General features: G+C 35.0%; 21 protein-coding genes. 19 read left to right on the top strand and 2 right to left on the bottom strand.

The features are described from left to right. Positions 1–54: 54 nt before the first annotated feature. The 15 genes from EHV10_RS02490 (at position 55) to EHV10_RS02420 (ending at position 10,884) form a co-directional block, all read left to right on the top strand. Complete coding sequence (locus EHV10_RS02490; RefSeq protein ID WP_128673259.1) at positions 55–663, top strand: hypothetical protein; 609 nt, start codon at positions 55–57, stop codon at positions 661–663. A gap of 1 nt (position 664) precedes the next feature. Continuing rightward, a complete protein-coding gene (locus tag EHV10_RS02485) occupies positions 665–1,228 on the top strand; it encodes a hemerythrin domain-containing protein (RefSeq protein ID WP_128673258.1) in 564 nt (187 codons plus the stop codon). 292 nt (positions 1,229–1,520) lie between these two features. Then, positions 1,521–2,024, top strand: coding sequence for a hypothetical protein (locus EHV10_RS02480; RefSeq protein WP_128673257.1), 504 nt, complete (start codon positions 1,521–1,523; stop codon positions 2,022–2,024). A gap of 169 nt (positions 2,025–2,193) precedes the next feature. Beyond that, positions 2,194–2,844: a hypothetical protein gene (locus EHV10_RS02475; protein WP_128673256.1), complete on the top strand. Its 651-nt coding sequence runs from the start codon at positions 2,194–2,196 to the stop codon at positions 2,842–2,844. Positions 2,845–3,269: 425 nt separating this feature from the next. After that, a complete protein-coding gene (locus EHV10_RS02470) occupies positions 3,270–3,485 on the top strand; it encodes a hypothetical protein (protein ID WP_207667119.1) in 216 nt (71 codons plus the stop codon). 188 nt (positions 3,486–3,673) lie between these two features. After that, entirely contained in the window at positions 3,674–3,841 is a 168-nt protein-coding gene (locus EHV10_RS14485) for a hypothetical protein (RefSeq protein ID WP_158609899.1), read from the top strand. 67 nt (positions 3,842–3,908) lie between these two features. Continuing rightward, positions 3,909–4,283 carry a hypothetical protein gene (locus EHV10_RS02460; protein ID WP_128673255.1) on the top strand — a complete coding sequence of 125 codons (375 nt, stop codon included), beginning with the start codon at positions 3,909–3,911 and terminating at the stop codon, positions 4,281–4,283. Positions 4,284–4,391: 108 nt separating this feature from the next. After that, the gene (locus EHV10_RS02455; protein WP_243116042.1) at positions 4,392–4,655 is read left to right on the top strand and encodes a GNAT family N-acetyltransferase; all 264 of its coding nucleotides are present in this window, start codon (positions 4,392–4,394) and stop codon (positions 4,653–4,655) included. A gap of 179 nt (positions 4,656–4,834) precedes the next feature. Further along, a complete protein-coding gene (locus EHV10_RS02450; protein ID WP_128673254.1) occupies positions 4,835–5,290 on the top strand; it encodes a GNAT family N-acetyltransferase in 456 nt (151 codons plus the stop codon). A gap of 271 nt (positions 5,291–5,561) precedes the next feature. After that, positions 5,562–7,070: a phytoene desaturase family protein gene (locus tag EHV10_RS02445; RefSeq protein WP_128673253.1), complete on the top strand. Its 1,509-nt coding sequence runs from the start codon at positions 5,562–5,564 to the stop codon at positions 7,068–7,070. Continuing rightward, positions 7,067–8,062: a phytoene/squalene synthase family protein gene (locus EHV10_RS02440; protein ID WP_128673252.1), complete on the top strand. Its 996-nt coding sequence runs from the start codon at positions 7,067–7,069 to the stop codon at positions 8,060–8,062. Before EHV10_RS02445 ends, EHV10_RS02440 begins: the two co-directional genes overlap by 4 nt. A 14-nt stretch (positions 8,063–8,076) precedes the next feature. After that, positions 8,077–9,525 (top strand): DUF92 domain-containing protein, encoded by a 1,449-nt coding sequence (locus EHV10_RS02435; RefSeq protein WP_128673251.1) that lies wholly within the window; start codon positions 8,077–8,079, stop codon positions 9,523–9,525. 32 nt (positions 9,526–9,557) lie between these two features. Further along, complete coding sequence (locus EHV10_RS02430) at positions 9,558–9,962, top strand: YbgA family protein (protein WP_128673250.1); 405 nt, start codon at positions 9,558–9,560, stop codon at positions 9,960–9,962. Beyond that, a complete protein-coding gene (locus EHV10_RS02425) occupies positions 9,946–10,314 on the top strand; it encodes a TIGR02328 family protein (protein ID WP_128673249.1) in 369 nt (122 codons plus the stop codon). Before EHV10_RS02430 ends, EHV10_RS02425 begins: the two co-directional genes overlap by 17 nt. Before the next feature lie 21 nt (positions 10,315–10,335). Continuing rightward, positions 10,336–10,884: a GNAT family N-acetyltransferase gene (locus EHV10_RS02420; RefSeq protein ID WP_128673248.1), complete on the top strand. Its 549-nt coding sequence runs from the start codon at positions 10,336–10,338 to the stop codon at positions 10,882–10,884. A gap of 390 nt (positions 10,885–11,274) precedes the next feature. Here EHV10_RS02420 and EHV10_RS02415 read toward each other — a convergent pair whose 3' ends face one another. Together EHV10_RS02415 and EHV10_RS02405 are read right to left on the bottom strand one after the other, a co-directional pair. Further along, the gene (locus EHV10_RS02415; RefSeq protein ID WP_128673247.1) at positions 11,275–12,600 is read right to left on the bottom strand and encodes an IS1380 family transposase; all 1,326 of its coding nucleotides are present in this window, start codon (positions 12,598–12,600) and stop codon (positions 11,275–11,277) included. Positions 12,601–12,868: 268 nt separating this feature from the next. After that, a complete protein-coding gene (locus tag EHV10_RS02405) occupies positions 12,869–13,912 on the bottom strand; it encodes a cell wall-binding protein (RefSeq protein ID WP_128673246.1) in 1,044 nt (347 codons plus the stop codon). A gap of 350 nt (positions 13,913–14,262) precedes the next feature. On the opposite strand from EHV10_RS02405, the gene EHV10_RS02400 reads away from it, so the two are divergent. From EHV10_RS02400 to EHV10_RS02385, 4 genes are read left to right on the top strand one after another with little or no spacing between them, the layout of a single operon-like run. Continuing rightward, positions 14,263–15,258, top strand: coding sequence for a metal ABC transporter solute-binding protein, Zn/Mn family (locus EHV10_RS02400; RefSeq protein ID WP_128673245.1), 996 nt, complete (start codon positions 14,263–14,265; stop codon positions 15,256–15,258). Between the two features lie 17 nt (positions 15,259–15,275). Further along, entirely contained in the window at positions 15,276–15,986 is a 711-nt protein-coding gene (locus EHV10_RS02395) for a metal ABC transporter ATP-binding protein (protein WP_128673244.1), read from the top strand. A 3-nt stretch (positions 15,987–15,989) separates the two neighbouring features. After that, positions 15,990–16,877, top strand: a complete 888-nt coding sequence (locus tag EHV10_RS02390; RefSeq protein WP_128673243.1) for a metal ABC transporter permease — start codon at positions 15,990–15,992, stop codon at positions 16,875–16,877. Further along, entirely contained in the window at positions 16,874–18,643 is a 1,770-nt protein-coding gene (locus EHV10_RS02385; protein WP_128673242.1) for a metal ABC transporter permease, read from the top strand. The genes EHV10_RS02390 and EHV10_RS02385 overlap by 4 nt, the downstream gene beginning before the upstream one ends. Positions 18,644–18,666: the final 23 nt, after the last annotated feature.

Genomic DNA, 18,666 nt, shown 5'->3' with positions numbered 1-18,666 from the left:
TATACTGTAGAAGTAATGAGGATTTAAACTTTTTTTATATAAAGGAGAAAAAATATGAGTGCAATACTGGGACCAATACATCATTGGTTATTCAGAAAAATAAAAATACAAAATGATTTGACAAATGCTATTATAGAAGGGGCAAAAGAGAAGAATTTGAATGTGGCTCCTTTAGCGAATATAGATGCCGGATACGGTTCACTTCCGGAAGGAGACCTTGGAAATATTATAGATCCTACAAATATCCACGGCTGGCTTCAGGATAAGATCGCTATAGTGGAGAGAAGACTTGCATATGTAGTAAAGACACTTACAGAGGGCGATGCAGAGGCTATAAATTTTATTTGTGATATATCAAGAGCTTTCGGTGTAAAAAATGCAATAGCGGCAGGTGTTTCTCCTGCTGACGGATTTGAATACTATGAGAATACATTTGTCAGCGGTATGCCATGTGACGGAGTAAATATGGTTGTGAATGAAGACAGTGATGAGCTTATGTGGCAGGAAACTGTAGATATTCACAAGCAGTACTGGGATGAAGTAGGTGCAAATGAAGCATTGTTTTATGAAATAAGGAATGCCATGATAGAGGGGGTATTTGCCGGTAGCGGTTTGGCATATTATGCCCTGGGAAATGGCTCATATAAGTTGGTAAGGGAGTAATATGTACGGAATAGAAATTTTAGTAGATGAACATAAAAATATTGTAGAGTTTTGTAAGAGCATGAAATCTATGTGCTGCTCTATTATAGAGGGTGAAGATGTTGATGCAAATCTTGTAAGGGAATGTGTGGCTTTCGGTAAGACCTATGCCGATCATCTTCATCATGGTAAGGAAGAGAAGATACTTTTTAAAATAATGCTTGAAAAGCTGGGACCGGTAGCGGATAAACTTATCAGAAACGGTATGCTTGTAGAGCATGACCTTGGAAGACTTCATATGAATGAGCTTTTGGAAGCTGCCGACAGATATGAGAAGGATCCTTCCACAGCAAATAAGCTTGATATTATAACAAATGCATCAGGCTATGCTACACTTTTAAACAGACATATAGGAAAAGAAGATGAGGTAGTATATACATTTGCCGAGAGAGCACTTTCTGCTGAGGATAAGGAGAGAGTGGATGTGGAAACAAAGGAATTTGACAATGATCCTGAGAATAAAGCAAATGTAGCCAAATACCTTGAGTGGTTTGAGGGATTCAGAAGAAAATATCCTGCATGGTAAAATAAAAATGTCCAAACAATAAATAACCTGCAAAGGAATTCTTTATAAGTATTGTAAATATGTTAACCATGAGTAGCAATAGAAAAATTAATATTTCTTTCTTCAGATTCCGGGATGCTCCTAATAAAGGTTATTTTCCTTTTAAGTTGATAAATCTGCCCTTAAAAGAAAGTCTTTGATAAAAAAACTTATTTTTCAATAAAACTCAAGGATAGGGGTGCTGTATTGTGATTTTTATTTATTGTGAATAATTTGGGTTTAGATATATCATAAAAACAAGCGGAGGGTTAAAATGAAACAGGATCATCAGTCGAACTTGGAAACACATAATAATTTATCGCATGATAAATCACAGGCTGTATTTAATAAAGAATTATTGATTGGGAAAAATTACCGTTTTTACTCTGCGAGCGGAAGCAACATACTTAGTTTGACCAATTCAAAAATAAGAAGTGAGGTTTGTATAGGAGAGGATAGGATTTATATCTCAACTATACCAAAGAAGTTTAATAAAGTGCCGGAGATACTGTTACAAGACGTAAGTGCTGTATCCGTTTCAACTGTATTAAACGGATACAATACATTTTGGGTAGTTGTTACAGTGATAATCGGATTTTTTAATCCTCTGTTTTTTGTCTGCCCTGTATTGATTTTATTATTTTTAAGACATAGCAAGATTTCAATATATCAAAGGAATAATACCAAGGCTATAATATACTCAAAGAGTAAAAAAGAAGCAGAAAGTTTTTGCAATGATCTTAAGCAATTAGCCGGTATTAAAACAAGGCAGGGTTAAGGATAAGTATATGCTAAATGTTATAAACAAAGTCTTTGGATTATAGTACAATTGTAAGAAATAAATAATAAGAAAGAGCCTTGATTTAAGAAATATGAATTCGTAATCTTAGTAAGTAGTTATATGGTTTATTAATATAGAACAACATTTCTATAGAAAGGAAGTGCTTATGAGAAATATTAAAGTGTTATTATTATTACCGATATTTGCAATATTTTTCACAATAAATGCTTATGCAGGGACTTGGATACAGGATAGTAAGGGTTGGTGGTATGACCAAGGCAACGGAACATGGCCTTCCAACTCATGGCAATGGATAGACGGTAATTCAGACGGTACGGCAGAGTGTTATTATTTTGATAAATTCGGGTACTGTATGATAAATACAATAACTCCTGATAATTACCGTGTTAATGCTTCGGGTGCATGGATTGAAAATAATATAGTGCAAACCAAGAAAGTAGATGTTGCCGATACAAGATACACCTTACTGAACGGTACTATACGTGTATTGAAATATAAGGAAGTTCTTGCGGTACAGGGAATTAATGATCCTAATCCGAATTCTTCTATAGACAGAGAAAAAGATTTTATATTATTTATATTGGATAGGCCACAAACACTTACATGTAAGACTATAGACGGAGGCTCTTATTCTCGAACTGTTAAGGTACTTTCGTTAAATTATTTACCGGATATCAAGGCATATAACGGACAGCATGTAAAAGCAGGGTTTGATTTGAATGTTGCTTATTGGCCAAGTGACACCTCATTACCGCTTGGAGCACCGGTAATTAATGATATGTATATAGATAAATAAAATTCTCTTTATTAAGTAGTATATTTATTTGAATTTTATTGTCACTTATAATCATATTTTACGGCTGATATAAGCCATGCAAAAAAACATATTTGAATCCACAACTCATAAAGGACTTCTTAGCAGGTAATTTATTGTTTGATAACTTTTATTTTACCCTGTAAGTTGTCCTTTTTCTATTTATTATTCGATGAAATACAATTAAAAAGCATTAGCCTGCATTATTCACGGTACAATATTTAAGTTAATTACTGTGCTATAAATCTTTAAACTTAATCCATGACGCTATAACTGACTTGATACATCTAAAAATGGGCAGACTTCCCCTAGGTAGAGTTTACAAGTAGTTATCAAGCTGTCAAGGTTCATTATCGGTTGTATATGTGAAGGAAGTGCCGAAATTGCTATTGTTAATAAGTTAATGGATGAAGGAAAACAGTAAAGTAAAAAGCAAGACTAAACCCAGTGAATTTTGTAAAAATATACTTAAATTTTCAAAAGTAAAGTCTACCGAGTTTATTACCGATTATTTTTCAAATGTTGATGATTTGATTAATGCAATTTTTGAGTATAAAAGGTTGTCAAATATTCCTAGTGGTGAGAAATGTTTAGCAGACCTGCTTGTGAAAAAAGAAGGTTGAAATATGCCTTCTTTAATTTCGGACAAATTATTTAAACATTTAAAATGGTAGAAAATTGTTAGCTCTATTAAAATATAGGAGAAAAAGTATTGCTAATACTACTTTCAGTAAATTCTGCTATGAATTATTATCCTAAAATAAATTTTGAAAAAAGCGGACAATGCATTTATAATTAAAAGAAAATCATAATGGAGAAAGGAAGGGTTTACAAAAATACAGCAAAATCAGGATACACCGTCCATATCATTGCTGATGGAATAACAAGCTATAATAAAGCAAAGATTCCTGAAATGATAGAATACTATACTAAAAAAGGCTGTAATATAATAAAGTTGGATGAATTAAAGGTAATATAAAAATTATTGGATAAATACCGGGTTTGTAATTGAACTTTTTTATTTCATGAAGGGAGAGTATTTATTTATGTTTTCAATATTGGGGGCGGTATTATTTGGAGCTATAGCAATTATGACAGTTCTTGTTGCCTGCGGTTTGCCTTTGGGCGAATTTACAATGGGTGGACAATATAAAATCTTGCCAAAGAAACTTAGAGTTGTTGCAGTCGTTTCAGTGGCTATCCAAATTTTTGCAATGATAATTATTTTGCAAGCCGGAGGCTTTATTTCCTTATTGTTGCCTTTTAAGGTTACTAAATATATTTGTTTCTTTTTTGCTGCTTACCTATCTCTTAATACTATTATGAATATGATTTCAAAAAGTAGGAAAGAAAAATATGTTATGACTCCTATTTCGCTTATAGCCGGGATATGCTTTTGGATAACGGCATTTCAGATGTAGTATGTAAAATGAGGATAATCTATAATTTTTAAAATAATGTGGTTTAGAGTTGTTAGAATATAAGCCAAGAATTAAATTATGACTGTGTTTTAAAGAAAGAGGTAAAATATGATAACTTATGAGAATGCAAGAAACTTTGATGTAGAAAAAATAATTGAAGTATTTGAAAGCTCGGGTATAATAAGACCTACAAAAGAAAAAGAGCGTATAAGGTCTATGTTTGAAAATGCAAATCTTATCTACTTTGCTTATAATAATGGAGAACTTATAGGGCTTGCAAGATGTGTTACAGACTTCAGCTACTGCTGTTATCTTTCAGATTTAGCAGTGAAAAAAGAGTATCAAAAACAAGGTGTTGGAAAAAACTCATAGAAAAGGTGAGAGAGCATATAGGAGAAAAAGTATCGCTAATACTGCTTGCAGCAAATTCCGCTATGGATTATTATCCTAAAATAGATTTTGAAAAAGCAGATAATGCGTTTATAATTAAAAGAAAATCATAACAGGAACAAGTATAGTCCGGTTAAATGAAGAATTTGAGGGAATTGAAGATGGGAATTAAAATTGAGAAAGGAATCAATAAAAATAATATTGAACTTTTATGTAGTTGGTCCAATGAGCAGGGTTCTGTGTTTCAGGAGCAATGGATGGGTACACAGGTTTCATATCCATTGACCTATGAAAAAATTGAAAAATTGGAAAATAAATTTTCTATTTTCAATGAAGAAGAGTTCATCGGAATGATACAAGAGGTGCGAATAGAAGAAGATAATATTCATATAGGTAGATTTGTATTAAATCCTCAAAAAACAGGATTGGGTTTTGGAACTGAGGCATTGAAAGAATTTATAGATTTTATTTTTAAAGATAAAAATATTAGAAGCATTTCTTTAACTGTTTTTGATTTTAATAAAAATGCAAAGAAGCTTTATGATAAGCTTGGATTTGTGGTTGATGAAGTGATTGAAACTCCAAAACTGAGATATATTATGAAAAAACACAGATAAATCCGAGTTTATCGTACCAAAAGGAAGTAGAAGCAGATAGCCGATATTTCTTTTTATTTTGGAAAATGGAAAGAAGAATTTAGATTGGAACCGGTAAGTACCTTTATTGACATTTAAAAATAATTTTACTATAATAACCGGATTAGATATTTAATATATAAAAATTATTAATATTTTACTACTGCGATTCATTGTCCCATATGGGAGACACGAGCCGATGATTCTCGTAGTGATTTTTTGAGGTGGATAAAACCACTATGAGAGGAGGATCATGAAAAGAGTATTGGTTATAGGAGCCGGAATAGGCGGACTTTCGGCAGCAATTCGTCTTCAAAATGTTGGGTATCAGGTTGAGATTTATGAGAAAAATACTGTCCCCGGTGGAAAGATGCATCGATTGGAATTCGAAGGGCATTCTTTTGATGTGGGACCGACCTTGGTGATGATGCCGTCAATCTATCGAGAGATTTTTGAAATCGCAGGACGCAATCCGGACGACTATATTCCTATGTCCAAATTGAATCCGATGTATCATGTCTATTTTAATTCGTCGCCTTTAAGATTCTATTCACTTTCCAACGATTTGGAAGAACTGCATAATATTTTTGAGAATAAGGGCTTTGTCAATTCGAGGGGATTCTATGATTATCTCAGTTCGATTTACAAGCGTTATCAGATTGCCTTGGAGCATTTTATCACAAGACCTTTTAGGCACAGGCGTGATTTTTATAATCCGAAGGTTCTTTGGAATGCCCTGAAATTGAAAACTTTTGACAGTGCTGACCAAATGATGTCAAAGTTCATACCTGATAAAGATCTTCAACAGATGCTTAGTTTCCAAACACTCTATATAGGGGTTTCTCCAAAGAAAGGACCTTCTTTATATAACATCATACCGATGATTGAGTTGCTTTACGGAGTTTGGTTTATTAAGGGCGGAATGTTTACGATGGCTACTCAAATGGCAAAACTGTTTGAAGAACTTGGAGGAGTGATTCATTACGATATGCCTGTAGAAGAAATTATTACAAAAAATAAAAAAGTGAAGGGGATTTCAGTTTCAGGAAAAGAAATTCTGTCTGATTATGTGATTTGTAATGCCGATTTCCCCTATGCGATGAAACATCTGATTCGTGATGATGCCTGCAAGGGTAAGTATGATTCGGCTAAGATAGATGCCATGGATTATTCCTGTTCCTGTCTTGTGTTCTATTGGGGAGTTGAAGGAGTTTATCCCGAGCTTGCTGCACATACCTTTGTAATCGCAAATGATTTGGATTCAAATCTGGAAAGTATCTTTGACGGAAGTAAGATTAAAGAGCCATCGGTATATCTTCACATTCCTTCAAATGCGGATCCGTCGATGGCACCTGAGGGCAAGTCTTCTTTTTACCTTCTTATTCCGGTATCGGATGTTGTGGCATCACAGTATGAATGGGATGATGAGACTGTAAATTATTATAGAGAGCAGGCAATTTCAACTTTGGAGAAGTTACCTGCACTGAAAAATTTGAGAGATAAAATTTCCTCGGAGAGATATTTTACACCACGAGATTTTATGAATTCGTTCAATGCCTACCGAGGTGCAACTTTCGGATTGCAACCTACTTTGATGCAAAGCAATCATTTGAGATCTCAGGCAAAATGTCTTTCCTGCGAAGGTTTGTATTTTACAGGCAGCAGCACTCACCCGGGAGCAGGTGTACCGATTGTCATGCAGAGTGGAAAAATATGTGCACAGGAACTCCGCCTTGATGTGGAAGGAGCGGATTTCTCATGAATATAGAATCATCATATCAGGTAGCGGAATCAATTATGAGAAAACATGCTTCAAGTTTCTATGCAGCTTTTGGTAAAGTTGAGCGAGCAAAGTTTTTGGATATATCGGCGGTATATGCTTTTTGTCGATATGCCGATGATTTAGCGGACACAAAATCTCGTAGTAAGGTGATTAAGCTTCAACTCTTAAATGTGTTGGAAGAAGAAGTGAAGTCCTTGTATGAGGGAGGAAGACAGGAAGAACAGTATAAAAAATATAATTGGTGGCTTGCGTTTGAGAATGCCGTCAGAATTCGTGAAATTCCGCTTGAAGCATTGCTTGAGCAAATTGACGGACAGCGAAGTGATATTAATTTTAAAATCATTGAGGATAAAGAAGATTTAATTTTGTATTGCAAAAAAGTCGCAGGTACGGTAGGACTGATGTTGGCACCGATGCTTAGAGGTGAGAAAGCAGATGGAGAGTATGAATCTATTTGTGAATCTTTGGGTATTGCTATGCAGATTACCAATATTCTCAGAGATATAGGAGAGGACCTTAGAAACAGAAACAGAATCTATATCCCGCAAACTTTTATGAAAAAATATAGCGTTACAAGAAAAGATTTGGAAGAACTATCTGTTTTACCAAATGCTTTGACAATAAAGCATTTATTTGTTAAGTCTGATTTTAAGCCGGCAGATAATATAGTTAATCTTTGGGAAGAGATGGCTTTGCTGTCCAAGCATTACTATGATAAATTTTATAAGCACTTGTATATGTTCAGTCCGGACGCAATTTTTCCGGTAACGGCTGCGGCTGTATATTATCAGGCGATTTTAGAAGAGGTGAGAAGAAATAATTACAACTGTTTTACTAAAAGATGTTACACGAGCGTAAAGAGAAAGAGAGATTTGCTAAAAAGAGTTTCTGACCGAGTTGAAAAAGCGAAGAGTGGGAACTTCAATTGTAATGAAGTATATACGGAAAATGAAAGTTTAACTGACGGTTAGGATAAGGAAAATCTATGAATATTTTGTTAATAGGACTCTCTTTTTTATATATTTTTTCGGTAATCGGTTTTTCGACAATTATTTTTAAGAAGAATCAAGGAGAACTCAGCCGTAAATTCATTCATATTATGGTAGGGAATTGGATTTTTATTTCTGTTTTTTTTACCGATGTCAAAGCGGCAATATTCGTTCCGGCTGTGTTTATCATTATTAATATATGGAGCCGAAAGTATAAATTGATTCCTTCTATGGAAAGACAGGATGACAGTTGGGGAACGGTATACTATTCAATCAGCCTTTGTGTTGCGGTGGCGGTTCGTTTTGCTACCGGCTGGAATATCTTTCCGATAATCGGAATTTTGATTATGGCTTATGGAGATGGTTTGGCTGCATTAGTCGGAAAAAAATTCAGGGGAAGAAAACCGTATTTTTTTTCACCGAAAACTTTAGCCGGAAGTGTGACAGTTTTTATTGTGGCAATTGCAGTTACAATTATAACTATTTTAACTGTTGGAGATCCCAAGAATATTGTGCGGATAGGAATTGGAACGGTTTACATAATTGGTTTTTGTAACGGATTTTTGTCTGCATTTATTGAAGCTGCGGGAACTAAAGGCTCAGACAATTTGACTTTGCCTCTTGGTTCGGCACTTTTTGCGACCTTGGCATTTTATTATGGAGATATTTTCTTTTTTGTCTACTTCATATTTTCTGCCGGCGTTCTTTTGTTGAGCCTTAAGTTTAGGCTCTTGACTCCTGATGGGGTTATAGCTGCAATTTTGACGGCGATAACTCTTTATCTGTTGGGTGGTGTGTGGATTGCTATGAGTCTTTATACTTTTTATTTTCTTGGAAGCATTGTAAGCAAAATTAAGAATAAACGAAAGTTGGAAGCGGATCGATTTCAAGAAACCGGAGGTGCCAGAACATGGAAGCAGGTTGTATGCAACTCTTTACCTGCTTGTATACTTGTATTTTGCAAATATTTTTCACCGGAGAATATTGAGTTTTCGCTACTGAGTTTTGTGGTTTTTGCAGCAGCAAATGCTGACACATTTTCTTCAGAAATCGGTGTGCTCGGTAAGGGAAAGGTTTTTAGCATCATTACCGGAAAAAATATTCAACGAGGAGTTTCAGGTGGAGTCAGCTGGGGAGGATTTTTTGCAGGACTTACAGGAGGGTTTTTGTCGGCTTGGCTTGCTTTTCCACAGTTCGGATATCAAGGAGTTGCATTTGTTACTCTTACAGCTTTTCTAGGAACTTTGATTGACAGCATTTTGGGAGCTTTGTTTCAACGAAAATATTTGACTAAAGAAGGTATTATTAGTGACAAAAAAGTCTATGATAATCAAAAACCGATTAAGGGTTTTTCATGGATGTCTAATAATACAGTAAACCTAATCAGTTTATTTATTATCGTTGTAGTAGGCTATATCGTAAATTTGATTTGGAAAATTACTTAAGTGTTTATATATTTTTTAAAAGAGGCGTGTATATGAGATACAAAGATATAAGAAAAGAATGCGAAGAGTTGTGGGCAAAAAATAAATATTATGTACTAAGCAAATCGCATAAAGCATATCTGGAGATAAGGGCGTATTTGAGGGAAAAAGAACCGGATGTTTTATGGGTAAATAAAAAAATACAGGAAGCAATAGATATGAAGGAGAGTAAAAAAGATTTTAGTAATGCCGTTCTTCATATATGGGGATATTTCAAAAAAGAAGCAAGCACAATGGAAAAAGAAGAATTATTTGATATATTAAATGAATATATGGAAGGGAAAAATAACAGGGAAGCTGTAATTGATTACCTTAACGTTTTACTAAAGAAATACCCCAATGAATATTTAGAAAAATCAACTTTCTTAACAGGAGAACAATATGAGACTATGGCATGAAGAACTTATCCACTTATTGCCCAAAAATCAGCTGCTTGGACAACATAGGGAATGTTGTGCTCTGAGAGGCAACGGATGGAAAAAGAAACATAAAACGGTGGACTATGTGTTTTCATATTCCCCATATCATTTATTTGTATATCATTTGTTGGTTATGGAGGAGATGGAGAAAAGAGGATATAATGTTGCTGCGGAATGGAAGGATAAAAATTATAGAGGAAAAACAGCAGAAAAGTATGATAATCTTGAAGAGGAAATTACAGGCAGCCCGATTTACAAAGAGCATAATAGTGAATATCTGGCTGAATGTATAGAAAATTTAGAAAAGAAAGGTATACATTTAAAAGTATAGTTGTTTAGAGGAGATGATGAGTTGAAATATTATAAAAAAATAAGAATTACAAACAATATGCTTTGTATTATAAGAAATGCTACAATTGACGATGCTAAAAGTGTGCTTGAGAATACAAAGAATATCCGTGAGGAAACAGACTTCCTACTTTCTTATCCGGATGAAATAAATTTTAGTGTTGAAGAAAAAGAGGAATTCCTTGACGATAAAGAAAACAGCCTCTGTGAGATACAGATTTGTGCACTTGTTGATGATAGAATTATCGGTTTAGCCGGAATTTCTGCGGTTGGCTCAAAAGACAAGGTAAAGCATCGTGCAGAGTTCGGGATAAGTATTGAAAAAGCATATTATGGAAAAGGTATAGGCACTGCTTTAACAAAGGCATGTATTGAATGTGCAAAAACTGCCGGCTATAGGCAATTGGAACTTGAAGTGGTTGCTGAAAATAAAAATGCGATTGCACTTTATAAAAAATTTGGATTTAAGGAAAGTGGTCGTAACCCGAGAGGATTTTGTTCTCGTTATACCGGATGGCAGGAACTTATATCTATGTTATTAGAATTAGATTAAAAATATTTTGTTCTATAGATAAGTGACAGCTTAGATTGACATAGTAATGCTTATTTTTCAGGCGTAATAAGAGGGGGAAATTAAAGCAAGGATTTATCTTTGATTGTTACAGTTTTAAAGAATAACTTAGGAGAACACTCATGTGATGTTTTTGAATTTGAGGCAGGGTTAATTGTAAGAGAATATGAATTTATAATTTTTGGAGATAATTTGAATGAATGATAAACCTGAATTATTCACGGCATAATATTTAAGTTAATTACCGTGCTATAAATCTTTAAACTTAACCCATGACGCTATAACTGACTTAATACACCTAAAAAATGGGTAGACTTCCCCTAGGTAGAGTTTACAAGTAGTTATCAAGCTGTCAAGGTTCATTATTAGTTGTTATTCAAACTGTATACATAGATTACTGATATTGGATAGGGTCTTATAGAACTCATCCTTATATGGGCAACTGCTACACAGCTTGAATGTTATATACCTTGCTGAACGGATTACTTTTGCTGCAATCTTTAGCAGTTTTAGACGTACAGTATCAATGCGTTGTTTTCTCATATTTGCAGATAACGCCAATCGTCTAAACCAATTAAATATGTTATAAGCAAGTGCATGTATTTGAAGCCTGTTGGCATTTACAACTCTTGTATGACTGCTTACAGAAGCAAAGTCAAAACCTGTTTTGCTTTCCTTTATGAAGTTTTCCATCAAGCCTCTTTTGCAATAGAACTTGATAAGATATTCAGGGGATGACTCCATGTTTGTAACAATGAATGTATACATGTAAGTCATTTGGTTTTCAGGTTTTTCAACTTTACAGACAACACGTCTTTCATAAGGCCAAGGACCTGCCTGATACATGAATTCACCATAAACTACAGCATAATCTACTTTGTTGTTTTTTGTGATTTCATCAAGTTCATCTATAAGATATGATGCCCTATCACGAAGAACAGCATTTTCTTTCAAACGAATTACATAGCCGGTACCATTTTCTTCACACTGTTTATATAAACTGGGTGTTGCAAAGCCACTATCTCCACGAAGGAGAAGTTTAATTTCCGGAAAATCTTCAAGATATTCATCAAGGATAGGCTGAAGAAATTCTACAACTCCTGTGCTTGAATACTTAGTCCCGTCTCGAAGCTGAATTTTAATCAAATCTCCTGTGAGTCCATCATAGCAAACAAGTGGATGGTAACCGTTACTTTGATAGTGGAAGTTAAATGCTCTGCCTTCCTGTTTGCCATAGGCATTAAGAAGTGTTGAGTCCAAATCTAAAATGATAGCTTCAGGCATCTGAATGCTATAAACTTTCTTTCGAAGAATTTGATTTATTGAAAGGAACTGATTCAGTGAATCCTCATCCATTCGATTATGAAATCTTGAAATGGTTGGTTGTGATGCTAAAGTGTCTTTATTCAGCACTGCTTTAAACACAGGATCATTTGTAAGTTCATCTGAAGCATCATCTTCAAAATACCCTGCAATGATCATATATATCATCTGAAGAAGGTTTTCTTTATCAGTGTGATAACGGAATAATGCAGAATCATTGGTCTTAAATGATTGTCTGAAAAGTTTATCAATTCCAAGTTTACTTACGAATTCTTTTATAAGAAGTAAGCCTGCATCAGAGGATAAATCTCCTCCATCGAAATTAATTTTAATTTTTCTATTGCTTTCAAGTGATAAGGTGTTTACAATACTCATAAAGGGCTCCTTTGTGTATTTTTTTTGAGTTTAAGCACCTTAATTTTACCACAAATGGACGCTCTTTTTTTCTTCACTTAATAAGTGAAAGCAATATTTTGTTAAAATATAGTAATTATGTGGCTTTCAGCCACTTTCATGGAGTTACCAATGAATAATCTAGGATAAAGTAAAAGATTTTTGGATTAAATTTTGTAATGAAAAGAAATTACCGACAGATATAAAATATCAGGAAAAGAGGATATCGCATGCGACATCCTCTAAATTTTTATCTGCTCTGTGTCCAAACACCGCTGCCGTCTACATAGTAGCGATTGTTATCAACCCACTGGTTTGTAAGCATCTTACCAAGGTTGCTTCCACCTTCTGTGCTGAGCCAGTACCACTTACCTGAATATGGGCTCTTAAGCCAACCGGTCATCATATAACCTCTGTTATCGAAATAGTACCAGTTGCCGTTTATCTGCTGCCAGTTGTTTGTAGTGTATGTTCTGTCGGCATTGATATACCACCAGCCTACATTATCCTTTAACCAAGCACCTGTATTACCCGCACTTGAACCGTTAGGTCCTGTACCGTTTCCGCCATTTGAACTTGTCTGTCCGCCAAGGCTTGCTAAAATATCTTCGTCTACATCAAACTCATCGGACTCTGTCCAGTTACCCTTAGTACCGTTGCTTGCAGCTGCACGAATCTTCACAGTATAGCTTCCCTTACCGTACTCACGGATCTTGCTGCGGAAGTCATAGCTTGTTCCTGATGTTGTGATATTGTCCTTGATTGAATTGTTACGGTAAAGCTTTACTTCATACTGCTTTGCGTAATTTGCGCTTTCCCATGTAACTACAGGACTGTCATTATCACCCCATGAAATATCGTTTACTTCCAATGCACCGCTCTCGCCTGCGCTTGTCTTTGGAAGAGTTACTGTGATTGACATGTTTCCGCTTGTTGTAGAAACTTTAGAGATTGTAGCACCCTTACCGGTAGCATCATTAAGTGTAATATTACCTGAAGGAGTTCCCTTAAATGTATAGTCCTCATCAGGCTTTACCTTGATAGTAACCTTTGGTTTCTTACCGAAGTCGGTGTTTGTAATAGAAGAGACTTTTACATCGTCAACTCCCGGGCTGTCACTGTCTACATCAATGTTTCCGGAATTCATACCCGGTGCAAGATCGTAACTGATATTGATCTTTACATTCTGTACAACTGTCTTTGTGTTTTTGGCAAAAGCCACACCGGTCATTCCAAGAATCATGGAAGCCGTTAAAACAACTGAAGCCACTTTTTTAATATGGTTTCTTATCATATGTTCCTCCATTCTGCAGGTTATCCTGCGAAATAAATCTTTTAATGTTATGACTATATTCTAAAGTATTTTTAGTAGAAAATATAGTCCTTTAGACTTAAGTTTATCTTACTATATTGTAACTAATTTTGAATTTCAGCGAAAATAACAGAATAAATTTTAAAGAATAACGGAATATTATTTACGGAAAGACATTTTATTGTAATTATCTGTATTCACGTGAAAAATTTAATTTATAAAATACTCCGCATTGTACTTGATTTCTTAAATAAAATAAGGTATAAATAAAAATATAGTTAGGTAAGCCTAATTATATAAATAAAATAACCTAATTTATTAGGAGGGGTAATATGTTTAAAAGAAATTTGAGTACACTTATTGCAGCCGCAGGATTGGCTTTATCACTTTGTGCATGTGCGGGAGGGAAAACTTCAGACACTCAGACTACTGCACAAAATACAGAGGCAAAATCAATTGAGGAAACATCAAAAGCAAGTAGTGATACCATGAATAAGAAGAATGTGGTTGTTACCACTTCATTTTTACAGGACATGGTAGAGCAACTTGCCGGTGATACCGTTAATGTGGAGCTTATAATACCTGCCGGAGAGGATCCGCATTTATATGTTGCAAAGCCTGAGGACTATACAAAACTTAGTTCTTCAGATCTTACACTTTATCATGGACTTCATTTTGAAGGTAAAATGGTGGATGCACTTGAAGCTAAAGGCGAGGCTGTGAGCAGGAATTTTCCGAAAGATCGTATAGGAACAATGGATGAAGACGGTCAAGTTATTACAGATCCGCATTTCTGGTTTGATATAGGACTTTATAAGATGGCTGTAGAAGCTGCCGGTGAGTCACTTGAAAATTTGAATCCTGAATATAAGGATCAGTATGAAGAAAATAAAACAAAGTATCTGGAGGAACTTACAAAGCTTGATGAGTATGTAAAGGAGAATATTTCTTCAATACCTAAGGAGAGCAGATATTTGATCACACCTCATGATGCATTTAACTATTTCTCAAGAGCATATGATATAGAAGTGAAAGCACCTCAAGGTGTAAGTACAGAATCTGAGGTGGCAAATCAGGACATACAAGAAACTATAGATTTTATTGTAGATCATAAAATAAAGGCAATATTTGCAGAATCCACAACAGATCCCGCACGTATGGAAAAGCTTAGAGAAGGTGCAGCCGCAAAGGGAGCAGATGTAAAGATAGTAAGCGGTGAAGGAAATGAGTTGTTCTCTGATTCTTTGGCACCAAAGGGTGAAGACGGCGATACATATATTGATATGTATAAGCACAATGTAAAACTGATTACCGATAATTTAAAATAGTACCTTTGAGGTTTGATATGGAAAAAGTATTGATACATTTGGAAGACTTTACAATGGCATATACGGATATTCCTGTAATATGGGATATGGATCTTGATATATATGAGGGAAGTATTACCGCAATTATAGGACCAAACGGTGCCGGTAAATCCACCTTAATGAAGGGGATACTCGGACTTATGAAGCCTATCTCAGGTAAAGTAAGTATTATGGGTAAGTCTTACAAGGAGGTATATAAGCAGATTGCTTATATACCTCAGACCACCACGGTAAACTGGAATTTCCCTACTACAGTTATTGATGTGGTGACAATGGGAAGATATGCGGGGATTGGTTTGTTTAAAAGAGTAAATGCTTCTGAAAAAGAAAAAGCTTTGGAAGCATTGAAAAAAATGAAAATGGAAGATTTTGCATCCAGGCAGATTTCAGAACTTTCAGGGGGACAAAAACAAAGGGTATTCATAGCAAGGGCAATTGCTCAGAATGCCCTAATTTACTTTATGGATGAACCGCTGGCAGGAGTTGATAAGAAAACCGAGAATATAATTATAGAAACAATGAGAGAGTTTAAAAAAGAAGGGAAGACCATTATAGCGGTACACCATGATTTAAACACCCTATGCGAATATTTCGATCATGTAATTATGGTTAATAAGCAACTTATAGCAAGCGGAAGGACCGAGGAAACTTTTGTGAAAGAGAATATAGATGCGACATATGGGGAGTAGGCTATGAATATAAGTATTATTACACAGTATTCGTTTATTGTGGTTGCGATAGGAACAATGCTGCTTGCCATGGCAACAGGTATAGTCGGAACGATAAGTATCTTAAAGGGGCAAAGTCTGATAGGTGATGCTGTAGGTCATGCATCACTTCCCGGAATAATTCTGGCATTTATGATATCCGGGAGAAAAAGTTCTATTATTTTAATGCTCGGTGCAATAGTGGCAGGTATAGTCGCTTTTATACTGATACAGATTATTTCGGAAGGCTCAAAGATAGAAGCGGACACCGCAATGGCGGTCATTTTATCTGCAATGTTTGGTATGGGTATGGTATTAAAAAGTTATATACAGGGTAATCCGAAATATCAGGGAGCTTCACAGTCGGGACTTGCTAGCTATATATTCGGACAGGCTGCATATATACTGAGGGAGGATGTTTATATAATACTCGCTGTATCTGTCATATCTCTTGCCTTATTTATACTCTTTTACAAAGAGATAAAGGTATATGTCTTTGATATGGTTTATGCGTATACAATAGGAATAAATTCAAGACTTACCTCTCTTCTTATAATGATAATAACAATGATTTTGATTGCGGCAGGTCTAAAGGCGGTGGGTGCCATTCTTATAAGCAGCATGCTTATAACTCCTGCGGTTACAGGTTTGCAATGGAGTAAAAGCTATGAGAAAGTATTAGTGATTGCGGCGGTAACAGGAGCCGTATCGGCCTTTTTGGGTACTTTTATAAGCAGTGCGGTGAAGGGATTTTCTACAGGACCAAGCATTATACTTATTATGTCTGTTATTGCACTCTTTTCTGTATTGTTTGCACCGAGGGGTATTGTGAGAATGCTTTTAAATATTAGGAAGATGAGGGTAGGGAAATGATTGAATCTTTGTATATTCTTATAATAACCTCACTTGCCTGTGCTGTTTTGGGAGTGTTTTTAGTGTTAAGAAGACTTTCAATGGTTTCCGATGCAATCTCACATTCCGTACTTCTTGGAATAGTTATAGGATATTTTGTTACTAAAGATATAGGGAGTGTTTTCTTAATAATAGGAGCAAGTCTTTTCGGTGTTTTAACTACTGTTTGTATAGAGTTACTGATAAAAAGTAAAAGAGTGAGTGAAGATGCTTCTGTAGGTATAATTTTCCCGCTGTTTTTTTCGATAGCCGTTATACTTATTACAAGATATGCAAGAAATGTACATCTGGACACAGAGGTGGTTTTGATTGGAGAAATTATACTGGCTCCGCTTCATAGAATAAATTTCCTTGGTATCAGTCTACCAAAGGCATTGGTACAGATGAGTTTTGTACTTTTGATAAATACAGTATTTATAGCGGTATTTTTTAGAAAACTGAAAATAAGTTCATTTGATCCTGTATATGCCGGAGTGGCCGGTATTGCAGGTGCAGGTCTTTATTATGTTTTTATGGCTTTGGTTTCATTTACTGCAGTTTCGGCGTTTGAGTCGGTGGGTGCGATACTTGCAATATCCTTTTTTATTTCACCGGCTGCAAGTGCATATTTGATTTCAAAGGACCTGAAAATAACTGTATTATTGGCGGCTGTATATGCAGTAGTTAATTCTTGCATTGGTTATTTTCTTGCTGTAAAATTTAATGTGTCCATGTCGGGAATGTGTGCTTTGGTTTCGGGCTTAACATTTATGATAACCATTGCAGTATATCCGGGTGGAATCATTACTAAGATGATAAGATATATTAAAAACAAAAATCGTTTCAGTAGAGAACTTTTGATTTTACACATAGATAATCATACAGGAAAGAAAAATGCCCTCGGTGAATTGGGATACAGTACAATCAGAGAGCATATTGCCTGGTCCGACAGAAAGCTCAAATATGTTTTGGACAAGTTGATAAAAAAAGGATATGTTTATCGTGCAAAAGAAAGAGGTGTATATTCCCTGACTGAAACGGGTAAAAAATTAAGTGATGATATAAGAAAACATTACGGACTCAGAGTAAGGGAAAATAATATGGCTAAGATAGACACCGGTAGAGATGATTATATTTCAGCAATTTATGAGCTTTTTGAGAAAAATGAAACTGCAACAAATAAAAAGATCGCAGAGATTTTGGGGATAAAAGCTGCATCTGTAAGTGAGATGTTAAAAAAACTGGTAGAAGAAGGTGAAGTATATACTGAGAATAAGTCGATTCTTTTGACTGAAACAGGTAAAATAAGAGCCAGAACATTGCTTACCAAGCATAGATTGTGGGAATTGTTTTTGGTGGAATATTTGGGTTACTCATGGCAGAATGTCCATGAGGATGCAAAAGCCTTGGAGTATGTCACTTCAAATGTATTAAAAGACAGATTAAATGAATTTTTAAAAAAACCTATGCACTGTCCGCATGGAAATGAAATATACGAAAATCATCCTGATACCGATAAATTAAAAAAGCTCTCGGAGGTATCAAAAGGTATTTCATGTCGTCTTCATAAAGTTGAAGATGACAGAGATTTGATTGAATATCTGGAAGAAAAAAAGATTGCTTTAGGAGATGAATTTGCAGTAAAGGATATTGATGATTTTGATAATTCAATACTTGTAAGCTCTGCAAGTGAAGATAAGCATATTGCGGGAAAAGCTGCAGTAAGGATGATGGTTGAAATTATTTGATCTTATATTTGGAGGATGGAAAC

The sequence above is a fragment of the Lachnoanaerobaculum gingivalis genome (genome assembly GCF_003862475.1).
Lineage (GTDB): Bacteria > Bacillota > Clostridia > Lachnospirales > Lachnospiraceae > Lachnoanaerobaculum > Lachnoanaerobaculum gingivalis.
This window is presented reverse-complemented; position numbering and strand designations above follow the sequence as displayed.